Below are 25,077 nucleotides of genomic sequence, written 5' to 3'. Positions count from 1 at the left end.
CTTTAGCGTACAACGTCTTGAAAGACGGTTAGTTCTTGTAATATATCTTCATTTATTTCAATGCCGAGTCCTGGCTTTTCGTTTAAGCGAATAAATGGTACGTCGTAATGTAAGTTTCCGATGTCTTTCGTGAACTTTAATGGACCTGTAAGTTCAACGCTCGTAATGATTTTTTTCGAGAAAGCGACATGGAATCCTGCGGAAGAGGCAACGGATGATTCGACCATGGATCCAACTTGGCATTCAATGCCGACCATTTCTGCTTGATGAGCGAGTTTTACAGCGGGATATATGCCGCCGCATTTCATTAGTTTTATATTTACTTTATCAGCCGCATCTAATTTAATGATTTGGCGCATTTCACGAGAACCTTTTAATCCTTCATCAATCATAAGCGGAAGGTCTGTTTTAGAACGAATGTGAGCCATTGCGTCAATATCTTCTGCGACAACAGGCTGTTCAATCCAGTCGATGTTTAAATGACCTAATGAACGAAGTGCCGTTAATGTGTTGGCGCTATTTTTCCATCCTTGGTTTACATCAACACGAATCGCGATATCATTTCCTACACGTTCACGTACCGCTTCAATTCTTTTTACATCTTCTATTACATTTGTACCGACTTTCATTTTGAAAGATTGGTAACCTTTTTGAATCATAGAGGCAGCCTCTTCAGCCATGTCTTCAGGTTCGGCGATACTTAAGACGTGAGTGACAGGGAAGTCTTCATGGTAGCGTCCGCCAATTAATTGATATACAGGTTGATTTAGTTTTTTGCCCATTATATCAAAACAAGCAATATCTATTGCGGCTTTTGCAGTAGGAACACCGTAAATTGTATTGTCCATTATATCGTGTATTTTCTCGATATTCATTGGATTTTGCCCAATGAGCGCAGGAGCAAGTGTATGTTTTAAAGTATGGAAAGTACTTTCCCATGATTCGCCTGTAACGTGATCATCAGCGACGCCCTCACCGTATCCGATAATGCCTTCATCTGTTTCCATTTTGACGATAATAGAAGGCATATCAGAATAAGAACCATAACTAATAACAAACGGATCGCGAAGTGGTAAACGAATTGCGTAAAGATGAATAGCTGTAATTTTCATTAGGTAGAGACCCCTTTCTGTTTACAATAGTTTTGTACATTTGATATAGTTGACGTTAAATAGTCGTTAATTAATGATAAGGAGTTAGAGAAATGATGATAAAAATTGCAGTTGTCGGTTCAAAAGAGTTTATGGAGACACTTTTACCTGTCGCTCATAAACTAGAAGAAATAGAGATTGATCCATATATTTACCTTCATCCGGCGGAATCTTCTGAACTTTTAAAGCGTTTAAAGCCTTGTGACTTCATCTTTTTCTCAGGTGCTTTACCTTATTATATGGCAAAAGAAATAAGAGAACAATTACGAATTCCAAGTACGTACTTACAGCAAGACGAGACAACGGTCGTATCTTCCATTCTTTCTGTCATGTATCACCAAGGTATTCAACCACATAACATTTCAATTGATTTAGTAGACCGCTCATTCATTACAAATGTGTTCCATGATATCGGTATAAAAGAAAGTCCGCAAGTGTTTGATTATGAAAATATGCTGTGGAGTAAAGATGAAATAAAGAGAGTTATTGATTTTCATGTAACTAAACATCGATCTGGGGAAGCTCATTTAGCTTTAACTAGTATTCATGCTGTCTATGATGAACTTCAAAAAATAGGTATTCCTTCAGAGCGTATGATAGATCTGAAGCAATCGATTATAAATGGGTTAAAAGATGCGAAAATAAAAGCTGAGCTAGCGAAAAGCCATTCAGCTACTGTTGGTGCTTGTATGATTTCTTCTTTAGAATTACGAGAAGGTTTGCTTGAACAATTAGATGTCATTTCAAAAGAACTGCGTGGTTCATTTAAAAAAGTTGATGAAATGACGTTCATTTTGTATACGACTCGTGGTGATATTGAATCGATTATAAAAACAAATATGATAAATAATTTATTTGCGAGTATAAAAGGAACGATAGCTATTGGGTTTGGTTACGGAAAAACTGTGAAGGAAGCAGAGCAAAATGCTAAAATCGCTCAAAGTTTCGCGAAGAATAATCCAATAGACCACTGTTTTTATATACTAACAAGTGATAAAGAACTATTTGGTCCGTTCCCGAAAGAACAGAGAGTACAAAGTTTGAAGAATGAAAACCCGGAACTCATGAAAATAGCGAAGGAAACGAAACTGAGTCCAGCAAACTTATCAAAAATTATTCAATTTAGTCAATCACATCCGTCATTGAAGTTTACAGCAGCGGATCTTTCTGAATACTTACAAGTGACTCGGCGATCAACAGAAAGGTTATTAAAGAAACTAGTTGATTATGGGTATGCTCATATTTGCGGCGAGGAAATGCCCTATCAACAAGGGCGCCCTCGCGCAATATATGAAATGAATTTACCGGTATCTTTAAGCTTCTAGTTGTGCCTTTTGTTTTTTTAGTAGTTCCGCTTTTTCAATGTCTGATAGTTTCGTAATTGTGAGACCAGTTATGCCGTAAATGATTGAAATAATAGGTACGATGAAATTCAATATAGCATAAGGAGCATATTCGAATGCGCCAACTCCAAGTGTTGCGAGTATAAATACACCACATGTATTCCAAGGTACGAAAACAGAAGTTAATGTTCCGCCATCTTCTAATGCTCTGGATAAATTTTTAGAATGTAGTCCTTTTTCTGTGTATGCATTTGCGTACATTCTTGAAGGAACAACAATTGAAATATATTGTTCAGAGCAAGTAAGGTTGGTTGCAAAGCAAGACGCGATAGTAGAAGCGATAAGTCCTTTTGCTGATGTCGCTAATTTTAAAATTTGATTTACAATTGAGCGAAGAATGCCAGTATGTTCTAATACTCCTCCAAAAGTCATAGCGACAATTGTCATAGAAACTGTATTCATCATCGAATCTAAGCCACCGCGGTTAAAGAGTTCGTCTACTAGCTTGTTGCCAGTGTCTATGACAAATCCATTTTGGAGTGCACCGACAGATGCGGAGACAGAACCACCTTGAATAAAGACTTGTGATAAAAATCCTAAAATAATACCTACGAGAATAGCTGGTATAGCAGGAACCTTTTTAGCGACCAATACCATAACGACTACAGGTATGATTAGTAGGAAAGGTGAGATAACAAAGTTTTGTTGCAATACTTGTAACGTTTGATCGATACCTTTTGCATCAATATTGTTATCGCCGAAGCTTCTTCCTAAGAAAGCATAAACGATAAGAGTAATAATTAAACCTGGAATTGTAGTAAATAACATATGACGAATATGTGTGAATAGATCTGTATTTGTTAATCCCGCGGCTAAGTTTGTTGTGTCTGAAAGCGGTGACATTTTATCGCCGAAATAAGAACCGGAAATGATAGCACCGGCAACCATTGGAGCTGGGATTCCCATACTTAGGCCAATCCCCATTCCTGCAACACCAATTGTTCCCATTGTAGACCAAGAGCTACCGATAGCTAATGCAACAATAGAACAAATAATTGTAATTGAAACTAAAAATAGTGATGGAGTTAAAAGATTTAAACCGTAATAGATCATTGTTGCGACGATTCCGCCGCCAATCCAAGCACCGATCGTTAAACCTACTAGAATAATGATAACGATAGCGGGTAATGCGAGGCGAATTCCTTTATACATTGCTTCTTCGATATCGTGCCATTTGTAACCGTAACGCCAAGCGACAATAGAAGCAACGGTTGTACCGATAATAAGTGGGACGTGAGGGCTTTGTTTTAATACAACAATTGTAACCATCATAACTGCAACTGTAATGATAATAGGGATTATTGCTACGCCAAAAGGTATTTCTTTTTTCATAAACTGCCTCCTCATTATGTATGTTTGTATTTTTAGAATTGTCGCAAAATAGACGTTATTAAATTATAATAACTAAAAATTGATATGAGCGTCAATAAAAAACAGAAAATAAGGAATGTTCTATCGTTATGAAGTGAGTTGTCGATCGTATTTAAAAATAAACAATTGACTTTTTTCTTAAAATTCAATATGTTCATAAAAATATCTGTTTTTCATAAGTATAATTAACCTGAATGGTTTTGGAATTTGGGAAGGAGAATGTAGCTTTGAAAACATTAGAACTACAAGAGCGGTTAACTGAAATTTTTCAGCATTTACATGAAAACCCTGAAGTGAGTTGGAAAGAGTATGAAACGACAGCGTATATTACTAACTTTTTAAAAGAAGAAGGAATTTCATATAAAATATTTGATGATTGCCCAGGCGTGATTGCTGAAATTGGAAGCGGAAATCCAGTTATTGCAATTCGTGCCGATATGGATGCACTTTGGCAAGAAGTGGACGGAGAGTTTAAAGCGAATCATTCATGTGGTCACGATGCTCATATGACAATTGTGATGGGGCTTATTTTACAATTGAAGAATACGAGATGGGATAGCGGTACTGTTAGATTTATTTTTCAGCCGGCAGAGGAAAAAGGAAATGGTTCTTTAAAGATGGTAGATAAGGGTGCTGTGGATGATGCTGATTTCTTATTTGGTGTTCATCTAAGACCGATTGAAGAACTACCTTTGAAACAAGCTGCCCCATCTATTCGTCACGGAGCAGCAGGATTTTTAGAAGGAACGATTCATGGAGATGATGCACATGGGGCACGCCCACATCAAGGGATAAATGCAATTGATGTCATTTCTATGATCAATATCGGTTTGAAAAATATATGGCTACCACCGCAAAGTTCATATTCAGTGAAGATGACAAGGTGCCAGGCTGGCGGGGATAATTTGAATATTATTCCGGGTAACGGGCATTTTAGCTTAGATGTTAGAGCAGAAAATAACATATTATTAAATGAATTGAAGCAAAAAATAGAACGAGTAATTCTATCAGCGGAATCAATGGGATCTAAAGTATCTTATGAGTGGATTGATCTCGCACCAGGAGCTGAAGTGTCAGAAGAAGCTGAGCGCTTTATGCGAAAAGGCATTCTTGAAGTGTACGGGGAAGAGGGATGCACTGGACCACTGTATACGACAGGAAGCGATGATTTCCATTACTACACAGTGAAGAGACCACATTTAAAAGCTGTCATGCTTGGGCTAGGGGCCAACCTACAACCTGGATTACACCATCCATATATGAAGTTCGATCATAGTTGTATTATGGATGGAGTAGAAATATTGAAACAAACTGTATGGAAAGTATTAGAGGACAGGGGCTAGAGAGCTCCTGTTTTTTTGTAGTAATTTGTCGTTAAGTCGATATATTGAAAAAATCGTTGATATATTCTAAGTTACGATAGATATATTCAGAAAATCATTTATATAATTTTACGTACCAGTAAACTTGATGCAAAATGAGTCTCCAGTACATGGTGTATAATAATAAGTACCATTTTCTAATAGGAGAAGACGAATGAACGAACAATATTACGATGCTGTATTACATATAAAAACTGTCGGTGAGCAAAAGGGCTTTAATAAATCTATGCATTATCACCGTTATGAACCGACGCCATATAGCGGATTAGATGAGTTATTGAATCAATATGAAATAAGAAGTAGCGACCGAATTGTAGATTTTGGGTGCGGAAAAGGACGATTAAACTTTTACATGCACCATAAGTGTGGTGCTTCAGCGGTTGGAATTGAAATGAATGAAGAGTTTTATAAAGAAGCAATGGATAATCTAGAGCGCTATGCACGAAAGGTAAGAAACAGTAAAGATAAAATTGGGTTTGAATGCTGTTTAGCGCAAGAATATGAGATTGATTCACGTGATAACCGGTTTTATTTCTTTAATCCATTTTCTGTACAAGTATTTATGAACGTAGTAAATAACATTTTACTTTCGGTAGAAGAAGCGGAGAGAGAAGTGGATATTATTTTATACTATCCTTCTGAAGATTATATTTTCTTCTTAGAGAACCAGACTGCGTTTGAGCTGAAGAGGGAAGTAAGGTTGCCGGGTGCTTATGAGAAGAATGGGAATGAGAGATTTTTAGTTTATACATTAAGAATATAAAAAAGCAGGTGCCTTGGCACCTGCTTTTCTTTACTCACGTCTATATACTTAGTTACGGATTAAGTAATCAAATGCACCTAAAGCTGCGTTTGCACCTGAACCCATAGAGATGATGATTTGTTTGTACGGATTATTTGTACAGTCACCTGCTGCAAACACTCCTGGTACGTTTGTAGCGCCGTGCTTGTCTGTTACGATTTCACCGCGAGCGCGTTCAACTGTTTCGCCTAACCAGTCTGTGTTTGGCACAAGACCGATTTGTACGAATACACCTTGTAATTCAACGTGATGAACTTCTTCAGTTTCACGATCGATGTAAGAAATACCGTTTACTTTATCAGTACCAGTGATTTCTTTCGTTTGAACGTTTTTCAAAACAGTTACGTTTGGTAAGCTGTCAAGACGCTCTTGTAATACAGCATCAGCTTTTAATTCTGGCATGAATTCAAGAACAGTAACGTGCTTAACAATACCTGCTAAGTCGATAGCTGCTTCAATACCAGAGTTACCTCCGCCGATAACAGCTACGTCTTTTCCGATGAATAATGGACCGTCACAGTGTGGGCAGTATGCTACACCTTTATTTTTGAACTCAGCTTCACCTGGTACGCCAACGTTACGCCAGCGAGCACCTGTTGAAACGATTACGCTCTTACTTTTCAGAATAGCGCCGTTTTCAAGTTCCACTTCAATAAGTTCTTTTTTCTCTAAACGTTTTGCACGTTGTAGATTCATTACATCGATGTCGTATTCTTTTACGTGCTCTTCAAGACTTGCTACTAGCTTAGGACCTTCAGTGCGTTTTACGCTGATGAAGTTCTCAATACCCATAGTATCCATTACTTGACCACCGAAGCGCTCAGCAACGATACCAGTACGGATGCCTTTACGTGCTGCATAAATCGCTGCACTTGCACCAGCAGGGCCGCCACCAACAACAAGAACATCGTATGGATCTTTATCAGAAAGCTCTGATGCATCTGGACCGTTACCCATTTTAGCTAAAATTTCTTCAAGTGTCATACGACCGCTTCCGAAAGATTCGCCGTTTAGGAAAACTGTTGGTACTGCCATGATGTCTTTGCTTTCTACTTCCTCTTTGAATGCAGCGCCATCAATCATAGTATGTGTAATACCAGAGTTTAGAACGCTCATTACGTTAAGAGCTTGTACAACATCAGGACAGTTATGACAACTTAGGCTGATATAAGATTCAAAATGATATTCGCCTTGAATGTTTTTGATTTGATCGATTAATTTTTGTTCAACTTTTGGAGCGCGTCCACTTACTTGTAGTAAAGCTAACACTAATGAAGTAAATTCGTGTCCTAATGGAATACCAGCGAATACGACACCAGTGTCTTCACCAGGGCGATTTACGCTAAAGCTTGGTGTTCTCTCTAATTCAACTTTTTCTACTGTAATCTTAGATGACATAGTAGCTAATTCGTCTACTAGAGCTAACATATCTTTAGATACGTCGTCGTCTCCAGCGCTTACTTTAAGTAAAATATCGTTCTCCATTAACTGAAGGTATTGGGATAGTTGTGTTTTTATATCTGCATCTAGTATCATTTTGATCGAACTCCTTAGATTTTGCCTACAAGGTCAAGGCTTGGTTTAAGTGTTGCAGAACCCTCTTGCCATTTAGCTGGGCAAACTTCACCTGGGTTGTTACGTACGTATTGAGCTGCTTTAATTTTGTTAACAAGAATGCTTGCGTCACGGCCGATACCGTCAGCATTGATTTCCATAGATTGGATAACGCCGTCTGGATCGATGATGAATGTACCACGAGCAGCAAGACCTTCTTCTTCCATTAAAACGTTGAAGTTTGTAGTGATTGTGCGAGTTGGGTCACCAATCATAATGTATTCGATTTTGCCGATAGTTTCTGAGCTATCATGCCATGCTTTGTGAGTGAAGTGAGTGTCTGTAGATACAGAGTATACTTCAACGCCTAAGTCTTTAAGAGCTGCGTATTGGTTTTGTAAGTCTTCAAGTTCAGTTGGGCAAACGAATGTGAAGTCAGCTGGGTAGAAACAAACTACACTCCATTTTCCTTTTAAACTTTCGTCAGTAACTTGGATAAATTCTCCATTATGGTAAGCATTAGCTTTAAACGGTTTTACTTCTGTGCCGATTAATAACATATTAAAATTCCTCCTAAATGTTGGTTTTGAGCATCAAAAAATAGTGTGCTCATAAAATATATTTTTTAATTAACTATAATAATTCTAATTCGATATTAATTATCATATAGAAGTGGTTATTTTGTCAAGAGAATAAACCAACTTTATACCAATTTAATTAATATTTATTCTCAATTAAGGTTGTTAGGGAATTAAAAGGTAATTTTCATGTCATAAATTTTCAATGAGTGTTTGAAAGAGTAGTGTGTATGTTAGAGATATGGTGTAAGTATAAATTCTTAGGAAGGAGATATTTCTTAGAAGTTGTAGATTTGAAAAGGAACTGCTTATTTCTATTTTACAAAGAATTGTGCGATAAATAAAATAAAATGTATCGGAATCTTTGTGAACAATTATTGTCATCTTAAATGCATATAATAAGAAGTAGATTGCAATGAGAAATAGAAATATTGACGCTCATTTCTAACAAGATATAATAAAAACGAGATATGTATTGCAACAATAAAGATATAGTATAGATCGAAAAGATTTCAGTCTATTATTTTTTACGGCTTTTAGAAAACGCTTACAATTAGTGTGGAGGGGAAACCATGTCTAAGTTCACGAAGTATTTTTTAATGGAAGCTAACGATGTGATTGCATATGTGAAAGAGAAATTATGTAAGTTTGAGAGTGCAAAGGGGTTACAGTGTAAAGAAATTGGTGATGGGAATTTAAATTATGTGTTCCGCGTTTGGGGTGAACAGAAGAATATTTCTGTCATTGTAAAGCAAGCTGGGCATACAGCGCGTATTTCAGATGAGTTTAAGTTGTCGACGAATCGTATTCGTATAGAATCGGATGTTTTGCAGTTAGAGGAGGAGTTAGCACCTGGGCTTGTTCCAACGGTGTATTTGTTTGATAGTGTTATGAATTGTTGCGTAATGGAAGATTTATCGGACCATACAATATTACGTACAGCACTTATAAATCATCAAATGTTTCCAAAGCTTGCGGATGATGTAACGACCTTTTTGGTAAACACACTCTTATTAACATCAGATGTTGTAATGAATCATAAAGAAAAGAAGGAACTTGTGAAAAATTATATAAATCCTGAGTTATGTGAAATTACAGAAGAACTCGTCTACGCTGAGCCATTTACAAATCATAATAAGCGTAACGAGTTATTTCCGTTAAATGAAGGATGGATTAGAGAGCATATTTATAGTGATAAAGAGCTTCGTATGGAAGTAGCAAAACTTAAGTTTTCTTTTATGACGAATGCACAGGCGCTTATTCATGGTGATCTGCATACTGGTTCTGTTTTTGTGAAAAATGATTCCACGAAGATTATTGATCCTGAGTTTGCCTTTTATGGACCGATGGGATATGACGTTGGGAATGTAATGGCAAATTTAATGTTTGCTTGGGTGAATGCAGATGCGACCATGGCGCTTGGAGCTGAGAAAGATACGTATATGGGTTGGCTACAATCGACAATGGTAGAGGTAATTGATTTATTTAAGAAGAAGTTTTTAGATGCTTGGAATATCCATGTGACCGAGATTATGGCGAAGGAAGAAGGCTTTAACGAAGTATATTTACAATCTGTATTAGAAGATACGGCTGCAGTGACGGGCCTTGAGTTAATTCGTCGTATTGTTGGGCTAGCGAAAGTGAAAGATATTACTTGTATTGAGAATGAGGAAGCACGTGCTAGAGCGGAACGCATTTGTCTTCAAGTAGCGAAGAAGTTTATTTTACGAGCGAATCAATATAAAACAGGCACAAGCTTTGTAGAAACGTTAAAAGAACAGTCAATGCACTACGCGAAGTAAGGGGAGAAGATGATGGAAGAGCAATTAATACCAATTCAGTGGAAAGAAGATGCTTTAGTTTTATTAGATCAAACATTATTACCGAATGAAGTTGTCTATGAATCTTTCAAGACAGCTGAAAGTGTGTGGGATGCCATTCAAGTAATGAAAGTAAGAGGAGCACCAGCGATTGGTGTTTCAGCAGCTTATGGTGTGTATTTAGGAGCTAAGGAAGTTAATCAAAGTACGGTGGAAGAATTTATAGAGGAAGTCAAAAAAGTATGTGCATATTTGGCAACATCAAGGCCGACAGCAGTAAACTTATTCTGGGCACTTGAAAGAATGGAGGCGGTAGCGACAGAGAACGCGCACTTATCAATCGCCCAGTTGAAAGATAGATTACTAGAAGAGGCAAAAGAGATTCATAGAGAAGATGAAGAAATTAACCGTCAAATTGGAGAACATGCATTAACATTATTCCATGATGGAATGGGGGTATTAACACATTGTAACGCTGGTGCGTTAGCGACGACTAAGTATGGTACTGCGACGGCTCCAATGTACTTAGCGAAAGAAAAAGGATGGGACTTAAAAATCTTTTCGGATGAAACACGTCCTAGATTACAAGGTTCAACGTTAACAGCACTAGAACTACAGCGAGCGGGGATTGATGTTACTGTTATTACGGATAATATGGCAGCTATGGTCATGTCACAAGGAAAAATCGACGCTGTAATCGTTGGGTGTGACCGTGTGGCAGCAAACGGTGATGTAGCAAATAAAATTGGGACATTAGGCGTATCTATTTTAGCGAAATACTACAACATTCCGTTTTATGTAGCAGCACCAACACCGACAATCGACTTAAAAACACCGACAGGAAAAGAAATTCCAATTGAGGAAAGAGATGCTTCTGAAGTGATTAATCGCTTCGGACAATATTCTGCTCCGAAAGAAAGTAAAGTATATAATCCGGCATTTGATGTCACATCACATGAAAATGTAACAGCGATTATTACGGAAAAAGGGATTGTAAAAGCACCGTTTACGGAGAATTTAAAAAAGCTATTTCAATAAGTAGATAGATTTAAAAAGTCAGTCATCATAAGCTTCATACTTAGGGGGATGTATATGTTATTACAAAAAGAAAGAGAAGAAATTGTAGCGTATGGAAAGAAAATGATTTCTAGCGGTTTAACAAAGGGGACAGGCGGCAATATTAGTATTTTCAATCGCGAGCAAGGTCTTGTTGCAATTAGCCCAAGTGGTTTAGAGTATTATGAAACAAAACCTGAAGATGTAGTTATATTAAACTTAGATGGTGAAGTGGTAGAGGGAGAGAGAAAGCCATCAAGCGAGTTAGATATGCATCTTATTTATTATAGAAATCGTGAAGATATAAATGCGCTTGTGCATACACATTCACCTTATGCGAAGACGATTGCATCATTAGGATGGGAGCTTCCTGCTGTATCGTACTTAATTGCTTTTGCAGGCCCGAATGTTCGCTGTGCACCGTATGAAACATTTGGTACGAAGCAATTAGCAGATGCTGCTTTTGAAGGAATGATAGATCGCCGTGCCGTTTTACTTGAGAACCACGGTTTAATTGCAGGTGCAAATAACATAAAAATGGCATTTACTGTTGCGGAAGAAATCGAGTTTTGTGCGCAAATTTACTATCAAACAAAAAGCGTCGGAGAGCCGAAACTATTGCCAGAAGATGAGATGGCGAATTTGGCTAAGAAGTTTGAAGGGTATGGGCAGCAGTAGAATGAAATAAAAACCCCCTCAAGAAAAAATCTTGAGGGGGTTTCTTTACGCCTTCTTAAGCAACAAATACATAAAGTAAGGAGCACCAATTAAAGCAACGACAATACCTGCTGGGATGCCATTAGGTTCAACGATGTTTCGGCCAATTGTATCTGCTAATAGCAATAGCCATCCGCCGATTAAAAGGGCGATAGGCATGAAAATTTGATGTCTTGGACCTACTAAAGATTTCGCGATATGAGGAGCCATTAGTCCGATAAAACTAATTCCTCCTGTTACGGAAACAGCTGCAGCAGCAAGCGCAACGGCTGCAACTAATAAGTATCTGCGTTCTTTTTCAATTTCAATTCCAACACCGATTGCGACTGGCTCGTTTAATGCTAGAATGTTTAATCGATTTGCTTTATAGAAAACGAACGGAATTAATACGATTAACCATGGGAGCATTGCTAAAACGAAGACCCAGTCATCTCCCCAAATGTTTCCGGCAATCCACTTGGCGATAAAGTCCACTTTCATACGATCAGCGGATGAAATAAGGACAATCATCATTCCAGATAGTGCAAATGAAAAACCAATACCAGTTAATGTTAGTCGAATTGGCTGAAGCCCAGTTGATTTGCTATATGAAAATACGTAGATTAGAACAGCTGTAAGAAAAGCTCCAATAAATCCAACGACTGGTAGTAAGTAAAGAAATGAACCTACATCTATTGGAAAGTATAAAAAGAAAATAGCAACAGCAACACCGGCCCCAGAGTTGATTCCGAGAATACCAGGTTCAGCTAAATCATTTCGAGTAATTCCTTGGAAGATAGCCCCTGATAAAGCGAGAGCCATACCAGCTAATAATGTAATAACAATTCTAGGTAGTCTTAAAGAGTATAAAACAAACTCCTCTTTAAAAGTCCCTTGTCCCATTAATGTTGGGAGTAGTCGATCATAAGATAAAGATGCTGAACCAAGTCCCATTCCAACTACAATGGTGGTGATGGTCAGTATTAGTAAAGCGAGTATAATAAGACGTTGTTTTCTTAGAATAGATTGCATCATGAGAATGTTTTTCCTCCTTTACGTACAACGAATAGGAAGAATGGCAGCCCTACAATTGCGACAATAGCGGCAACTGGTGTTTCATATGGAGCGTTAATAGTACGTCCGATTGTATCTGCAAGTAGCATAAAGGAAGCTCCAGCAATTGCTGACATCGGTATAACAAATCGGTAATCTGGACCGACAATTGGGCGTACCATGTGAGGTACCATTAAACCGATAAATGCCATATTTCCGACAAGCGCTACAGAAGCACCAGCAAGTAAGATAATAATGATAAATAGAATGGTTTTAATAACAATAATTTTTTGACCTAGTCCAATAGCCACTTCTTCACTGAAACTAAGAACTGTCAATTTTTTTGCTAGTAAGATAGCGATAAAGATACTAATTGAAATGACTGGAATAATAATTTTCAATTGGCTCCAAGTAGTTCCAATTACGCCCCCGGCAGTCCAAAGTGATACATCTTGTGAAATTTTGAAGTAAATACCGACTCCTTCTGAAATTGCGAGTAGAAATGCTGAAACGGCAGCACCGGCTAATACAATTCGAAGAGGGGACAGCCCGCCTTTTTTCACCATACCAATTCCAAATACCATAATCGCGCCAATTGCAGCACCGATAAAGCAAGCAAATGTTAAGTAAAGATAGCTTATGGAAGGGTTGAAGGCTAGCGTTAACGCAAGTGCAGCATTTGCTCCACCAGATAGCCCTAATAATCCAGGATCTGCAAGTGGATTTCGTGTTAATCCTTGCATAATTGCTCCAGAAACAGCAAGGCCCGCTCCTACAAAAATAGCAGCAACTTCACGTGGCAAACGTATTTCGCGAATAATAGATATTTTGTCCCCTTTAGCGGAGGATGTGAGTGCTAACCATACGTCTTTTATTGAAGTATCTGCAGCACCTAATACCATTGCCACCATAAAAATAAGAAAGAATGCAATTATGCTCAAAATGAGTTTGTATGTAAAAGCTATAGAACGTGGATTGTCGTGATCTTTTGTCATTCGTTTCACATCTTTTCTGTTCATAGAATAAAGGAAGAGGAATTCTTAATTTAAGAATTCCTCATGTTTGTATTATTTACCAAGAAAGCTCTTCTTGAAGAAGTCTAGTTGGAAGTCTAATGTAAGTGGATCATTGAAATAGAATTCCATCATGTTTGCTTCGTATACGCGATTATTTTTTACTGCTGGGATGTTTTTATATGATTCTGTCTCTTGGAATGAGTTATCAGTATCTTTGTTTTTACTTACGATTAAGTAATCACCAGCAAATTCAGGTAATACTTCAGTAGATAATGCGTAGTAACCTTCTTTTAATGCTTTTTCTTTTACTTTTTCAGGCATTTTTAATTTCATTTCTTGGTACAGAATTTCTGTTCCACGGCCCCAGTTTTCGCCGTATACATAAAGCTGTTTGTTGAAGTTTTCTACAACAGAAACTGTTGCATCTTCACCAATTTTTGCTTTAATTTCTTTACCAGCGTCTTGTGCACGTTTCTTGAAGTCATCAACCCAAGTTTTTGCTTCTTTTTCTTTGTTTAATAACTTACCGATTTCTAAATGCTGTGTTAAGTAATCAACTTTTCCGTAAGTGTACGTTACAGTAGGAGCGATCTTCTTTAACTTATCAACATTTTTAATATTTGATAAACCAATGATTAAATCTGGATTTAGTTCAGCGATTTTTTCAACGTTTTCATCTGATACTTCAGCAACATCTTTAAGTTTGCTATCAAAGCGTGGGTTTTGTTTAGACCATGAATCTACCCCAACAAGATTTACATCTAATGACATTACGTTACCAGCGAATGATGATAAAACAACAACGCGTTTTGGATTTGCAGGAACTTCTACTTTACCATTTTCAGATTGGTATGTAATTGTTTCTGATTTACTACCTTTTGCATCGTTCTTTTTGTCTGTAGAGCCATTACTACAAGCGCTCATAACAAGAACGAAAAGAACTGTTAGTGAAATAAATAACTTTTTCATTGTCTTTCTCCTTTAACATAGATGATATGTGTATATAATAATTTGTTTAACTGCAATCTTTTTGAAAGAGTAGTGGTAATGCAAAATGCTTATTAAAAATCTTGAATATGAGATACTACAATATAGTATTAACCATATTAATAAAAGAAGATGTAATCTCAAATTTGCTAATTATTAACAAATTGATAATGATTATCACTATTGATTCTTTAAATAATATAATTTTATATAGGTGTATTGTCAATAGTAATTTTGATTGTAAATTTTGCGGAAACAGGTTATATTTTATTGAGAATGATAATCAATGACTAGTAGCTGAGGAGTGACACGAATGAATCAAGAAGAATTGTTTGATGTAACTGTGATAGGCGGAGGACCTGCAGGGCTTTATTCAGCTTTTTATAGTGGACTCAGAGAGATGAAAACGAAAATAATAGAATTTCAACCACAGTTAGGTGGAAAAATACATGTTTATCCAGAGAAGATGATATGGGATGTAGGAGGGCTGCTGCCAGTTACAGGTGATAAACTAATTGAACAACTTGTACAGCAAGGGCTAACATTTAAGCCAGAAGTGGTATTAAATACAAAAGTAGAATCGATTATTCGTAACGAAGATGGCACTTTTACGTTAAAAGCGATCACTGGAGAAGAACATTTTTCAAAAACAGTTATCGTCGCAACTGGAAGTGGTATATTGAAACCTCAAAAGTTATCAATTGAAGGTGCTGAGCGATTTGAAGTATCTAATTTAAATTATACAGTGAAATCTTTAAAGCGTTTCAAAGGTAAGACGGTCATTATTTCCGGCGGAGGAAATTCTGCTGTTGATTGGGCAAATGAATTAGAACCAATTGCGAAAAAAGTGTATGTAACATATAGAAAAGAAGAATTATCTGGTCATGAAGCACAAGTAAAACAACTGCTGAACAGCTCGGCGGAGTGTTTCTTTAATACATCGATTACAAAACTCATTGCTGGTGATAATCATGAAGCGATCGAATATGTAGAATTAACGAATCATGAAACAAGTGAAATTTCACATTTACCTATTGATGAAGTGATTATTAACCATGGATATGAACGTGACATTACGTTATTAGAAAATAGTGAGTTAGACGTTGCAATTATAGATAATTATTATATTGCAGGTAATGCGAATAGTGAGTCCTCTGTAGATGGATTATATGCTGCGGGAGATATTTTAAAGCACGAAGGGAAATTACACTTAATCGCGGGAGCATTCCAAGATGCTGGAAATGCTGTAAATAAAGCGAAACAATTTATTCAACCAGATGCAAGTGAGTACGGAATGGTTTCTTCGCATAATGAAGTATTTAAGAAGAGAAATCGTGAATTGATCAAGCAGATGATGAAATAATAAAAAAACAAGTATACCCCCATTTACTTCTCTATTCGAGTGATAAGAGAGGTAAATGGGGGTTTTCCTGTTTACTATATTTTCAATCATTATAATGACACCGGTTTCATCAGTTCATGTGATATGAACGTTTTATTTGTAAATCTTCCTAGAAAACAATAAATCTATGTTTTGCTGACGCAGAACAATATTACATTATGCTGTCCCTTTAGCTCGTTCGTTAGGAAATGGCATATTTAATATAGACGCAATATACTGTTTTCCATGCATTCGAGCTAATGATTCTAATATTTGACGGACGCGTTTTGTAAGATGTCCTTGTCCCTTTATAGCTTCACAATATGCGTCATAGAAAGCGTATTTAGCCCAAAGGAAATCATCTTGTTGGAATAAAAAATGATTTTTGTACCATTCCCCAATTGTATGGTAACAATTGTTTTCATGTATTACTGAGCTTTGAGAAAGAATACGATCAGATAAAGATGTAGTTAAATGAGAAATTGTGTTTTCAGTTTCAACCTGTAATGTTTTTTCTAACATTGTAATGATGTGACGAGTAGCCATATGTTAACTCTCCTTTGTGTAAATGGGTAATACCATTCTATATTTAAAAAAATCCTTACTATATTATTATACAATATATGGAATGCATCCACCTTCTTTTTAAATTGCATTTACAAAATCTTTTTTATTTGTTTACAAAAATAAAGTAAGATACAGTATATATGAAAAAATAATAAAGGAATGAACGCGTTGTATATAACAGTAGAAGAAGCTGCGGAGTATTTGAATTTACCAAAGTCGTATATTGAAGAGCTAATTCAGCAAAAGAAAATTCGTGCATTATTTGATGGAGAGCAATATTTATTAAATAAAGAACAATTCAATACACATTTAGAACAAATGGAGAAATATAAGCAATTAGTGGAAGATATATTGAACGAACCAATTCCAGAAGATATGGATGTTAAAGACGAAGATTAAACTATGGGAGATCCCGTATGAAGATATGCAGAAATGTATCTTCATACGGGATTTTTAGTTTCAAGATATCAAAATTTTAAGGAGTCCCCAGGATTTTTTGGAATTTGATAGGTAGTAGTCTACCATGTTAAAAGCATATTTTTTTACAGCTAGGACAAACATAGAGCACGTAACCTGTACAGATACATATACTATCAGTGCAAAAGCTTATAAATTAATGGAAGGGGTTTTCTCGTGAGTTTATTTCATTGTGATTTTCTGAAAGACTTAATTGGATCTTATGTGAGAGTAAACAGGGGTGGTCCGGAATCTCAAAAAGGAACAATAATATCAGTATGTCCGGACTACTTCGTATTGCAGAATGAAAAAGGTGAGCTTTATTACTATCAACTTAGTCATCTAAAAAGTATTACAAAAAATGCGAAAGACTGTGGATCAAGTGATTCCGAGTGGGAAGATTGCGAATGTGCAGAAGACTTTGAGGCACTACTTCAAACTTTCAAATATTGCTGGGTAAAAATTAATCGCGGTGGTCCAGAGAAAGTAGAAGGCATTTTGCAAGATGTATCTTGTGATTTCGTAACATTAATCGTAAAAGAGGAACTTATATTAATTGCAATAAAGCATATTAAAAGTGTTAACTATAACGCATTAGCATGCGGAGAGAGCGATGAGAGCGACGATAGTAGCAGTAAGGAAAGTAGTAGCAGTAGCAATAATTCAGGTCGCGCTCGTGCACAAAGACAATCAAGTAGAGGAAGATAAGAGGAAAGGGGGATACGAAATTGGAGAATGTATTATGCTGTGAGCAAATTAAATGTTTAGTTGGTGAGACTGTAAAAGTAAATCTTCGCGGACCAGAAAGTCGAGTGGGTGAGCTCATATCGTTAGGCAAAAATTATCTAACGCTACAATTACCTCATGGTGAATTAGTATATTATCAGTTGAAACATGTGAAGAGTCTAGTTAAGAAAGTGAAAGAAAGTAAATGTGGCGATTGTTATAGTTCATATTTCTGCTCTGATGAAGATACTTTTGTCGATGTATTACGTGACTTGAAGTATAAGTGGGTAAAGATTAATCGTGGTGGCCCAGAGTGCGTGGAAGGTTTATTAAGTGAAGTGCATGAAGAATGTATTACACTAGTAAACTGCGATGAAGTCATTTATATCATTAATTATCATATTAAGAGTGTGAGTCAAGTAGTGAAATGTAAAAAGAATGAAGATGAATAATGTTTAATAAATAAGAGGGGCATTATGAGGGAAAGAGAAGAACAATTTCTTATTTCGATAGTATGAAAAGGAATTACTTACTATTAAAACAGAACTTTGCCCTGATTATTTTTTTAGAAATGAAAGACAGGAAAGAAGAAATCCATAGGAAGGAGGATACAGATGAATGAGTTAAACAAAAGTATTGGAGAAAATATATATGTTAAATTAATCGGTGAAAAAAGATTTAAAGGTGTATTAATAGACGTAGGAAATGATATTGTTGTTCTTTACAACGGACAAGACTACGTATATATATCTTTATACCATGTACAATATTATAAATTTTTAAGACCACATGATGAAGAAATATCAAAACCAGATGTTGATTCTGTAATTAAGAGGGAATCACCTTCCATTTCTTTGAGAAAAGTATTAAGTACTTCTAAAGGGATTTTTACAGAAGTTTATGTAGCAGGAAATGCTCCAATACATGGTTATGTTACAAGTGTAATGAACGATTATATTGTTTTTTATAGTCCAGTTTATAAAACAGTATATATATCTTTAAAGCATTTGAAATGGTTAATTCCGTATAAAGAAAATCAAGTCCCGTACGCCCTCAATAAAAATGAACTCCCCGTGAATCCATTAAATATTACGTTAGCTAGAACATTTGAAGAACAGCTTATTAAAATGTCCGGCAAAATCATGGTGTTCGATTTAGGTGAGGAATCTAATAAGATCGGAAAGATGGCAAAGATTGGTGAAGGGCATATTGAAATATTAAAAGCACGTGATGCAAAAATGTATGTGAATATTCAACACGTGAAATCTGTCCATTGTCCGTAGACTAGTTGAAAGGGCTGGCTTTTTCTTTTATATGCAGAAGAAAAGGTCGAGCCTATTTGTTTAGCTCGATTTGAATATGAGGGGGAAAAATGAATTGAATATAAATGTGTTAGTGTGAACGTTGAAGAGGAAATCTTGTGCTAAATCATAAAAAATATGTACGAGCTGTCTTTTGATGTATTCAATTTATTTTTTGAGGGAGAACTGCTTAACTAATTTATTAAAGGGGTTTTGTTTGTGGAGCAGTTTCCAAATTCGTTATCGATTACATTACTTGGTAGTGCTGGTGGAGCAGCAAAAGCAGTTTTAGCAATTTTAAATCAAGCGATAGTAAATGAAAAAGACCCGATTTATGAAGTGATAAAGAATGTTACATTTCATTTGGTTGATATAAAACAAAAAGATAGGACTTATTATGATGAGTTGTTTCCAAATTTGAAAGATCAATTGTTTTTATATGAAATCGACCTTCAAGATGTAGTGACATTTAAACAGCATTTAAAAGAAAGTAGTACGAGTGTTGTTATTGATGTTTCAGGGGCAGATATAATCAGAGTATTAAGTTGTTGTAATGAACTTGGAATTTGTTATATTAATTCAGCTTTGGAAAATGAGGCAGTAGATCAGGACGATAGTTTAATCGGCTTTCAGCTTACGGAAAGATATACGAGGTTTGAGAAGGAGAAAGAGAAATTTACAGATACAAAAGCAATTATAGGCTCAGGTATGAATCCAGGTGTTGTTCAGTGGATGGTTGTTGAACTTATGAAGGAACGCCCACAGGAAAAGCCAAGAGCATGCTATATAGTAGAACATGATACGTCATTTTTGAATGATACAGCACTAATAAAGCCACATACACTGTATGCTTCATGGGCAGTAGAGCGATTTCTAGATGAAGCGATATGGAGTTATCCGATGTATATGAGTCATCATCGTCCCCTTTATTTTTATGAAGATGTATATGCTTCAGAGTATAAAGTAAAGTTAGGAGAGAAAGAGTTTTATGGTTGTTTAATGCCACATGAGGAAGTTTTAATTTTAGGGAAAAACTTCAATATGGAAGTTGGGTTTCTTTACCGAATTAACGAGTATACAACAAATGTAATTAGGCAGAATTTAGATAAGGTAGAAGATTTATGGAACTGGAATCGTAAAGTATTTAATCCAGCGGAAGAAGAGATTGCTGGCGAGGATCTAGTTGGTGTATTACTCGTTTATGAAAATAGCGAGACATATATGTATAACGTGATGAATAGCAGTCAAGTTTTTCGTAAATATAAAACAAATGCAACTTACTTCCAAGTAGGATGCGGAATTTATGCTGGTTTGTGTAGTTTACTTTTCGATAACTTTAAACAAGGTGCCTATTATGTAGAGGAATTATTATTAAATACAGAAAGTAAGTATGGAGAATATTTAAATTTATATATGAAGGATTTTGTAGTAGGGGGAAATGATTTTACGGATGGATTGCTACATGATCGGGTAAGATGGATATAAGTTATAGTGAAAAGGGAGGGGGATGGGGATCCCCTTCCTTTTCGTATTGCCCTGAAAGCAATTTCATACTGATAATTTAAGGAGATAATATGTAGAGTGTTTGTATAGAACATGAGGAGTATTTATATGAACAAATTTAAAAGCTTTATTTATGAGGAAAAAGAAGCCTTAAAAGTATTTGAAAGAATTAACGGGTTTGTTAGTGAATTGATGTTATTAGGAAAACCGAAATCAACGAATTATGAATGGTGTAATATACGAGAATCCTTTTATATGTTGTACAGCTAATGGAAAGTTATGCAGCGCGATATAGAGTGAAATTTCATATGCAAGTAGATGGAAATCTACCTGTTATAAATGGTGATGATAAAAAATTAAAACAAGTGTTATTAAAAATGGAATAGAATCAATGCCAGAAGGTGGAGATATTCATATTCGTGCATATCAAAAAACTGAAAGGCATTTGTATATTTCTGTTGAAGATCAAGGCTTTGGTATAGAGAAGGTTGAAAAGGCTTTTTACACAACAAAGGAGAATGGTACGGGACTTGGGTTAATGATTACATATAAAATTATTTAGGAACATCAAGGAAGTATCGCGATTTAAAGTAGCATGGGAATAGGAACGAAAGTGGAAATTTTTTTACCGACAGCATAATATGCTAGAGGAAAATATTTTTCAGAAAAGTGTTCTTGTTGTGTAAATATAAACATTTTATAAAATGTTTCAAGAAGGGTTTTTTTTATAAAATACTTCGTTTATAATGGAGGAAAATATCGACATGAGATTTGTTATTCATGTAACGGTTCGGTAGTGTTAGAGAAAGAAGGGGTGCACGCGCATCCTTTTTTCTATGCAGATATTATGAAAGAGGTGGTATGATGGAATTAACATTAAATTCGACTGTATGTTTACACACGATTCAATTTCGAAAAGAGCAAAAGAATTATATTGTAAAAGATACAATTACAGGAGAAAAATATGAAATGCCGCCACTTTGGATTGATGCATTGGCAATGATGCGTGACGGTTTTTTATTAGGGGAAATTGAGGAGAAATTAAAAGAAGAGTATCCAGACGAAGAAATAAATATGCTAGCATTTACGAGGCAACTGTTAGAGCTAGAGCTTGTCGGAATGGTAGATGGGGAAGAAATAGCTTGTACAAAGAAGAAAGAGAAAGATTATTTAGCTTGGTTACGTCCTCGTGTTGAGCAATTCTTTCTTAGTTTAAATAAAAAAAATAGAAGCAAAGGTCAATGATGATCTTTGCTTTTTTGTATAGTTTGTTTAAAAAATTACAGCGAATGCTCTTGCGAAAGCACCGTCGCTATCTTTAATTTTTAAAGGTGCCGCTGAGAAAAAGAAACGTTTCGTGTGAATTGCATCTAAGTTTGTTAAGTTTTCAATTAAATAAATATTATTCCCAAGTAGTATGTGATGTATTGGTGATGTTTCTGTCGTTACCTCATCAGGAGAAATGAAATCTAGGCCGACCGATTTTACTTTTAATTGAACTAATTCCTCGGCTAATTCTTCAGAAAGATAAAAAGCTTCTTGCTCATACGCCTCTGTATTCCATTTAGTAGATAGATTGGAATGGAAAATAACAATATCTCCTTCTTTTATGTCAGCGTTGTGTAATACTTCCTTACGTAACTTTCGCTCTTGAATATGAGTTACATCAATAAGAACAGCTTCGCCTACAAATTGATCTAGGGGTAATTGATCAATAGTCGTTGCGCCTGAAATGAAATGAGCAGGAGCATCACAATGCGTGCCAACATGAACGACAGAATGAAAATCTGTAACTTGATAGCCTGTCTCTTCAACGCTTGTAATGGCTCCTAAATTGATTTTTGGTGTTCCAGGGAATTGGGACATATTGTTTTCAAATGTTTGTGATAGGTCAATTACTTTCATTTTAAATACCTCCAATATATGTTTTGAAATAAAAAAACTCACCCTTCATAATCAAGAAAGATGAGTTTTGCACACAATAGTTACGTTTTATCTTTCAAAATGCAATGCATTTTGCAGGAATTAGCACCTATTCAGTTTATATAAACTGAGGTTGCTGGGCGTCAAAGGGCCGGTCCCTCTGCCTCTCTTGATAAAGACATATTAAGTTTTTGTTTCTGAATATTCACTACTTTTAAATTGTAATTCATTTCCTTTTTTCGTGCAATACAAAATAGGTATTCACCCAAATAAAGTTGCTCGCATATTGTAGCTTATGTAAATAGAATGCTGCGAAGGAGTGAGTGCAGTGACAGGAAATGTATTGAATTATTACGCTGGTGGAAATACAGCTAGAGGATTTCATAATTTATACGACGAGAATTTAAAAGGGCTAAACAGGTTATTTATTTTAAAGGGTGGTCCTGGAACCGGGAAATCTTCTTTAATCAAAGCAATAGGTCGTGAGTGGGTTGAAAAAGGATATGATATTGAATTTTTACACTGTTCTTCTGATAATAAATCGGTTGATGGTGTAATTATCCCGAAGTTAAAAGTAGGAATTGTTGATGGAACATCACCGCATGTTATTGAGCCGAAAATGCCAGGAGTTGTCGAAGAGTATATTAATTTAGGGGTTGCTTGGGACTCAGATAAATTAAGAAAGCAGAAGGTGGAAATTGAACGATTTGTTTCAGAAGCAAGTAAGGCTTTTCAAACTGCTTACGCATGTTTTAACGAGGCACTAGTTATACATGATGAGTGGGAGAACATATATATTAATAATATTGATTTTAATAAAGCAAATGAACTAACCGATCAGCTGATTCAGAAGTTATTTACAGATAAAGGCGGGAAACAATCGCTTGTGAAACACCGGTTTTTAGGGGCAGCTACACCGAAAGGAGCAGTTGATTTTGTTCCGAATTTAACAGAGGGATTACCACATCGTTATTTTATAAAAGGACGCCCAGGCTCTGGGAAATCAACAATGCTTAAAAAATTAGCTAAGGCAGCAGAAGAAAAAGGATTTGAAGTTGAAGTATATCATTGTGGATTTGATCCAAATAGTCTTGATATGGTTATCGTAAGAGAATTAGGGTTTGCAATTTTTGATAGTACCGCACCACATGAATATTTTCCGAGCCGCGAAGGTGATGAAATTATAGATATGTATGCCTTGATTGTGACACCAGGGACAGATGAGAAGTATGCGACAGAAATTCGTGACGTGTCGATTCAATATAAAGCAAAAATGAATGAGGCGATGTCTTTCCTAGCGAAAGCGAAATCAGTTCGTGATAAATTAGAACGAATTTATATTGCTGCTATGGATTTTTCAAAAGTAGACGCATATAAAGAGGAGATTCAAAAAGAGTTTGAACGAATTGCGGTTAGTGTAACAGAAAAGAACAAGTAAAAAATAAGGAACTTTGGTAGGCTGTCGGGAATTTTCTGACAGCTATTTTAGTATGTAGTAAACTTAGTAGTATATTTGTCGAATTTCCAAGGAAATAATCAAAAAATGGAGAGGGTATGAAATGAGAGAGAAAATTAGGTTGGAGTTAGCAAGAATTGAACAAGAGAATGATGTGAAAATTTTATTTGCAGTGGAATCAGGGAGTCGTGCTTGGGGATTTCCATCGAAAGATAGTGATTATGATGTTAGATTCGTTTATATGCACCCGGTCGAATGGTATTTATCAATTCATGATAAACGAGATGTAATTGAGTATCCGATTAGTGATGATTTAGATATAAGCGGATGGGATATTAAAAAAGCGTTACAATTATTCGCAAAGTCAAACCCAGCTTTACTCGAATGGATTCGATCACCGATTTTTTATTCGAAAAACTCTCATTTTCCAGAACAACTTCAGCAAATGAGTGATAAGCACTTTAATCCAAAAGCAACGATATATCATTACCTACATATGGCTTCAAAAAATTATCGTGAATTTTTGCAAGGTGAGAATGTAAAGTTGAAAAAGTACTTCTATGTATTACGTCCTATTTTAGCTTGTAAATGGTTAGAGGAGAAAGAGACTTTACCACCTGTAGAATTTGATCGGTTGATTACAGAGTTATCATTAGAACGCAGTGTATTAGATGAAATTGAACAGTTGTTAATAAAGAAAAAGGCAGGTACTGAATTAGATATTGGATTAAAAATTGAGGTGTTGAATCAATTTTTAGAAGAACAACTTCATTACTACCAGCAATATGTAAAAGGAATTGAAAAGGGATTAGGAATCGACATTGAGAGTTTAAATACATTGTTTCGAGATATGTTGTTTGCAGTAAATGAAAAAGAGCACAAGTGAGTTTGTGCT

The 25,077-nt window shown here is 35.8% G+C and carries 24 protein-coding genes, 1 pseudogene and 1 riboswitch; of the genes and pseudogenes, 16 read left to right on the top strand and 9 right to left on the bottom strand.

The window, feature by feature from the left end; genetic code table 11:
* Positions 1 to 2: 2 nt before the first annotated feature.
* Complete coding sequence (locus ILS93_RS25950; protein WP_222661602.1) at positions 3 to 1,112, bottom strand: mandelate racemase/muconate lactonizing enzyme family protein; 1,110 nt, start codon at positions 1,110 to 1,112, stop codon at positions 3 to 5.
* Between the two features lie 92 nt (positions 1,113 to 1,204).
* On the opposite strand from ILS93_RS25950, the gene ILS93_RS25945 reads away from it, so the two are divergent.
* Positions 1,205 to 2,476: a hypothetical protein gene (locus ILS93_RS25945; protein ID WP_064477194.1), complete on the top strand. Its 1,272-nt coding sequence runs from the start codon at positions 1,205 to 1,207 to the stop codon at positions 2,474 to 2,476.
* On the opposite strand, the gene nhaC is transcribed toward ILS93_RS25945, so the two are convergent.
* Positions 2,465 to 3,886, bottom strand: a complete 1,422-nt coding sequence (gene nhaC / locus ILS93_RS25940) for a Na+/H+ antiporter NhaC (RefSeq protein ID WP_064477195.1) — start codon at positions 3,884 to 3,886, stop codon at positions 2,465 to 2,467. The two genes, ILS93_RS25945 and nhaC, sit on opposite strands and share 12 nt — an antisense overlap.
* 266 nt (positions 3,887 to 4,152) lie before the next feature.
* On the opposite strand from nhaC, the gene ILS93_RS25935 reads away from it, so the two are divergent.
* Together ILS93_RS25935 and ILS93_RS25930 are read left to right on the top strand one after the other, a co-directional pair.
* Positions 4,153 to 5,268, top strand: a complete 1,116-nt coding sequence (locus ILS93_RS25935; protein WP_098093640.1) for a M20 peptidase aminoacylase family protein — start codon at positions 4,153 to 4,155, stop codon at positions 5,266 to 5,268.
* A 193-nt stretch (positions 5,269 to 5,461) separates the two neighbouring features.
* On the top strand, positions 5,462 to 6,070 hold the full coding sequence (locus tag ILS93_RS25930) for an SAM-dependent methyltransferase (protein ID WP_064477197.1): 609 nt from the start codon (positions 5,462 to 5,464) through the stop codon (positions 6,068 to 6,070).
* Between the two features lie 48 nt (positions 6,071 to 6,118).
* Here the strand turns inward: ILS93_RS25930 and ahpF are convergent, their stop codons facing one another.
* A complete protein-coding gene (gene ahpF / locus ILS93_RS25925) occupies positions 6,119 to 7,645 on the bottom strand; it encodes an alkyl hydroperoxide reductase subunit F (RefSeq protein ID WP_222661601.1) in 1,527 nt (508 codons plus the stop codon).
* A 14-nt stretch (positions 7,646 to 7,659) separates the two neighbouring features.
* Positions 7,660 to 8,223: an alkyl hydroperoxide reductase subunit C gene (gene ahpC, locus ILS93_RS25920; RefSeq protein ID WP_000924417.1), complete on the bottom strand. Its 564-nt coding sequence runs from the start codon at positions 8,221 to 8,223 to the stop codon at positions 7,660 to 7,662.
* A gap of 590 nt (positions 8,224 to 8,813) precedes the next feature.
* Between ahpC and mtnK the strand changes: the two genes are divergently transcribed.
* The 3 genes from mtnK to ILS93_RS25905 are packed head-to-tail and all read left to right on the top strand — an operon-like array spanning position 8,814 to position 11,795.
* Positions 8,814 to 10,043, top strand: a complete 1,230-nt coding sequence (gene mtnK / locus ILS93_RS25915; RefSeq protein ID WP_088046912.1) for an S-methyl-5-thioribose kinase — start codon at positions 8,814 to 8,816, stop codon at positions 10,041 to 10,043.
* Positions 10,044 to 10,055: 12 nt separating this feature from the next.
* On the top strand, positions 10,056 to 11,099 hold the full coding sequence (gene mtnA / locus ILS93_RS25910; RefSeq protein ID WP_098102449.1) for an S-methyl-5-thioribose-1-phosphate isomerase: 1,044 nt from the start codon (positions 10,056 to 10,058) through the stop codon (positions 11,097 to 11,099).
* A 54-nt stretch (positions 11,100 to 11,153) separates the two neighbouring features.
* On the top strand, positions 11,154 to 11,795 hold the full coding sequence (locus tag ILS93_RS25905; RefSeq protein ID WP_000926561.1) for an L-fuculose-phosphate aldolase: 642 nt from the start codon (positions 11,154 to 11,156) through the stop codon (positions 11,793 to 11,795).
* A gap of 45 nt (positions 11,796 to 11,840) precedes the next feature.
* Here the strand turns inward: ILS93_RS25905 and ILS93_RS25900 are convergent, their stop codons facing one another.
* The 3 genes from ILS93_RS25900 to ILS93_RS25890 are packed head-to-tail and all read right to left on the bottom strand — an operon-like array spanning position 11,841 to position 14,851.
* The gene (locus ILS93_RS25900; RefSeq protein ID WP_000983741.1) at positions 11,841 to 12,848 is read right to left on the bottom strand and encodes a FecCD family ABC transporter permease; all 1,008 of its coding nucleotides are present in this window, start codon (positions 12,846 to 12,848) and stop codon (positions 11,841 to 11,843) included.
* Positions 12,845 to 13,885 (bottom strand): FecCD family ABC transporter permease, encoded by a 1,041-nt coding sequence (locus tag ILS93_RS25895; protein ID WP_002096896.1) that lies wholly within the window; start codon positions 13,883 to 13,885, stop codon positions 12,845 to 12,847. Before ILS93_RS25895 ends, ILS93_RS25900 begins: the two co-directional genes overlap by 4 nt.
* 48 nt (positions 13,886 to 13,933) lie before the next feature.
* Entirely contained in the window at positions 13,934 to 14,851 is a 918-nt protein-coding gene (locus tag ILS93_RS25890; protein ID WP_000732569.1) for an iron-hydroxamate ABC transporter substrate-binding protein, read from the bottom strand.
* Between the two features lie 331 nt (positions 14,852 to 15,182).
* On the opposite strand from ILS93_RS25890, the gene ILS93_RS25885 reads away from it, so the two are divergent.
* On the top strand, positions 15,183 to 16,232 hold the full coding sequence (locus ILS93_RS25885) for an NAD(P)/FAD-dependent oxidoreductase (protein ID WP_064477200.1): 1,050 nt from the start codon (positions 15,183 to 15,185) through the stop codon (positions 16,230 to 16,232).
* 195 nt (positions 16,233 to 16,427) lie between these two features.
* Here ILS93_RS25885 and ILS93_RS25880 read toward each other — a convergent pair whose 3' ends face one another.
* Positions 16,428 to 16,796: a hypothetical protein gene (locus ILS93_RS25880; protein ID WP_048541984.1), complete on the bottom strand. Its 369-nt coding sequence runs from the start codon at positions 16,794 to 16,796 to the stop codon at positions 16,428 to 16,430.
* Between the two features lie 180 nt (positions 16,797 to 16,976).
* On the opposite strand from ILS93_RS25880, the gene ILS93_RS25875 reads away from it, so the two are divergent.
* The 7 genes and pseudogenes from ILS93_RS25875 (at position 16,977) to ILS93_RS25845 (ending at position 22,048) form a co-directional block, all read left to right on the top strand.
* The gene (locus ILS93_RS25875; RefSeq protein ID WP_002006755.1) at positions 16,977 to 17,216 is read left to right on the top strand and encodes a helix-turn-helix domain-containing protein; all 240 of its coding nucleotides are present in this window, start codon (positions 16,977 to 16,979) and stop codon (positions 17,214 to 17,216) included.
* A gap of 234 nt (positions 17,217 to 17,450) precedes the next feature.
* On the top strand, positions 17,451 to 17,981 hold the full coding sequence (locus tag ILS93_RS25870) for a spore coat protein (protein ID WP_222661600.1): 531 nt from the start codon (positions 17,451 to 17,453) through the stop codon (positions 17,979 to 17,981).
* Between the two features lie 20 nt (positions 17,982 to 18,001).
* Complete coding sequence (locus tag ILS93_RS25865) at positions 18,002 to 18,451, top strand: spore coat protein (RefSeq protein WP_103655493.1); 450 nt, start codon at positions 18,002 to 18,004, stop codon at positions 18,449 to 18,451.
* A 162-nt stretch (positions 18,452 to 18,613) separates the two neighbouring features.
* Positions 18,614 to 19,282: an LSm family protein gene (locus tag ILS93_RS25860; protein WP_222661599.1), complete on the top strand. Its 669-nt coding sequence runs from the start codon at positions 18,614 to 18,616 to the stop codon at positions 19,280 to 19,282.
* Between the two features lie 237 nt (positions 19,283 to 19,519).
* Entirely contained in the window at positions 19,520 to 20,785 is a 1,266-nt protein-coding gene (locus tag ILS93_RS25855) for an S-adenosylmethionine decarboxylase related protein (protein WP_222661598.1), read from the top strand.
* 168 nt (positions 20,786 to 20,953) lie between these two features.
* A pseudogene (locus ILS93_RS25850) lies at positions 20,954 to 21,392 on the top strand (ATP-binding protein); the annotation flags it as partial.
* Positions 21,393 to 21,667: 275 nt separating this feature from the next.
* A complete protein-coding gene (locus tag ILS93_RS25845; RefSeq protein WP_000424111.1) occupies positions 21,668 to 22,048 on the top strand; it encodes a hypothetical protein in 381 nt (126 codons plus the stop codon).
* Between the two features lie 27 nt (positions 22,049 to 22,075).
* Here the strand turns inward: ILS93_RS25845 and ILS93_RS25840 are convergent, their stop codons facing one another.
* The gene (locus ILS93_RS25840; protein ID WP_064477205.1) at positions 22,076 to 22,708 is read right to left on the bottom strand and encodes a cyclase family protein; all 633 of its coding nucleotides are present in this window, start codon (positions 22,706 to 22,708) and stop codon (positions 22,076 to 22,078) included.
* An 84-nt stretch (positions 22,709 to 22,792) separates the two neighbouring features.
* A riboswitch (SAM riboswitch) is annotated at positions 22,793 to 22,905 on the bottom strand.
* Positions 22,906 to 23,054: 149 nt separating this feature from the next.
* Between ILS93_RS25840 and ILS93_RS25835 the strand changes: the two genes are divergently transcribed.
* Together ILS93_RS25835 and ILS93_RS25830 are read left to right on the top strand one after the other, a co-directional pair.
* Positions 23,055 to 24,164, top strand: coding sequence for a PRK06851 family protein (locus ILS93_RS25835; RefSeq protein WP_098102451.1), 1,110 nt, complete (start codon positions 23,055 to 23,057; stop codon positions 24,162 to 24,164).
* Positions 24,165 to 24,285: 121 nt separating this feature from the next.
* Positions 24,286 to 25,068, top strand: coding sequence for a nucleotidyltransferase domain-containing protein (locus ILS93_RS25830; protein WP_222661597.1), 783 nt, complete (start codon positions 24,286 to 24,288; stop codon positions 25,066 to 25,068).
* The last annotated feature ends 9 nt before the right edge of the window (positions 25,069 to 25,077 follow it).

This window comes from Bacillus sp. 16GRE42, assembly GCF_019837435.1.
GTDB lineage: Bacteria > Bacillota > Bacilli > Bacillales > Bacillaceae_G > Bacillus_A > Bacillus_A wiedmannii.
This window is presented reverse-complemented; position numbering and strand designations above follow the sequence as displayed.

Excerpts from the sequence above, each read along its gene's own strand:
- ILS93_RS25950 (WP_222661602.1), bottom strand. The coding sequence starts at position 1,112 with ATGAAAATTACAGCTATTCATCTTTACGCAATTCGTTTACCACTTCGC.
- ILS93_RS25945 (WP_064477194.1), top strand. The coding sequence starts at position 1,205 with ATGATGATAAAAATTGCAGTTGTCGGTTCAAAAGAGTTTATGGAGACA.
- nhaC (WP_064477195.1), bottom strand. The coding sequence starts at position 3,886 with ATGAAAAAAGAAATACCTTTTGGCGTAGCAATAATCCCTATTATCATT.
- ILS93_RS25930 (WP_064477197.1), top strand. The coding sequence starts at position 5,462 with ATGAACGAACAATATTACGATGCTGTATTACATATAAAAACTGTCGGT.
- ahpF (WP_222661601.1), bottom strand. The coding sequence starts at position 7,645 with ATGATACTAGATGCAGATATAAAAACACAACTATCCCAATACCTTCAG.
- ahpC (WP_000924417.1), bottom strand. The coding sequence starts at position 8,223 with ATGTTATTAATCGGCACAGAAGTAAAACCGTTTAAAGCTAATGCTTAC.
- mtnK (WP_088046912.1), top strand. The coding sequence starts at position 8,814 with ATGTCTAAGTTCACGAAGTATTTTTTAATGGAAGCTAACGATGTGATT.
- mtnA (WP_098102449.1), top strand. The coding sequence starts at position 10,056 with ATGGAAGAGCAATTAATACCAATTCAGTGGAAAGAAGATGCTTTAGTT.
- ILS93_RS25905 (WP_000926561.1), top strand. The coding sequence starts at position 11,154 with ATGTTATTACAAAAAGAAAGAGAAGAAATTGTAGCGTATGGAAAGAAA.
- ILS93_RS25900 (WP_000983741.1), bottom strand. The coding sequence starts at position 12,848 with ATGATGCAATCTATTCTAAGAAAACAACGTCTTATTATACTCGCTTTA.
- ILS93_RS25895 (WP_002096896.1), bottom strand. The coding sequence starts at position 13,885 with ATGAACAGAAAAGATGTGAAACGAATGACAAAAGATCACGACAATCCA.
- ILS93_RS25890 (WP_000732569.1), bottom strand. The coding sequence starts at position 14,851 with ATGAAAAAGTTATTTATTTCACTAACAGTTCTTTTCGTTCTTGTTATG.
- ILS93_RS25885 (WP_064477200.1), top strand. The coding sequence starts at position 15,183 with ATGAATCAAGAAGAATTGTTTGATGTAACTGTGATAGGCGGAGGACCT.
- ILS93_RS25880 (WP_048541984.1), bottom strand. The coding sequence starts at position 16,796 with ATGGCTACTCGTCACATCATTACAATGTTAGAAAAAACATTACAGGTT.
- ILS93_RS25875 (WP_002006755.1), top strand. The coding sequence starts at position 16,977 with ATGAACGCGTTGTATATAACAGTAGAAGAAGCTGCGGAGTATTTGAAT.
- ILS93_RS25860 (WP_222661599.1), top strand. The coding sequence starts at position 18,614 with ATGAATGAGTTAAACAAAAGTATTGGAGAAAATATATATGTTAAATTA.
- ILS93_RS25845 (WP_000424111.1), top strand. The coding sequence starts at position 21,668 with ATGGAATTAACATTAAATTCGACTGTATGTTTACACACGATTCAATTT.
- ILS93_RS25840 (WP_064477205.1), bottom strand. The coding sequence starts at position 22,708 with ATGAAAGTAATTGACCTATCACAAACATTTGAAAACAATATGTCCCAA.
- ILS93_RS25830 (WP_222661597.1), top strand. The coding sequence starts at position 24,286 with ATGAGAGAGAAAATTAGGTTGGAGTTAGCAAGAATTGAACAAGAGAAT.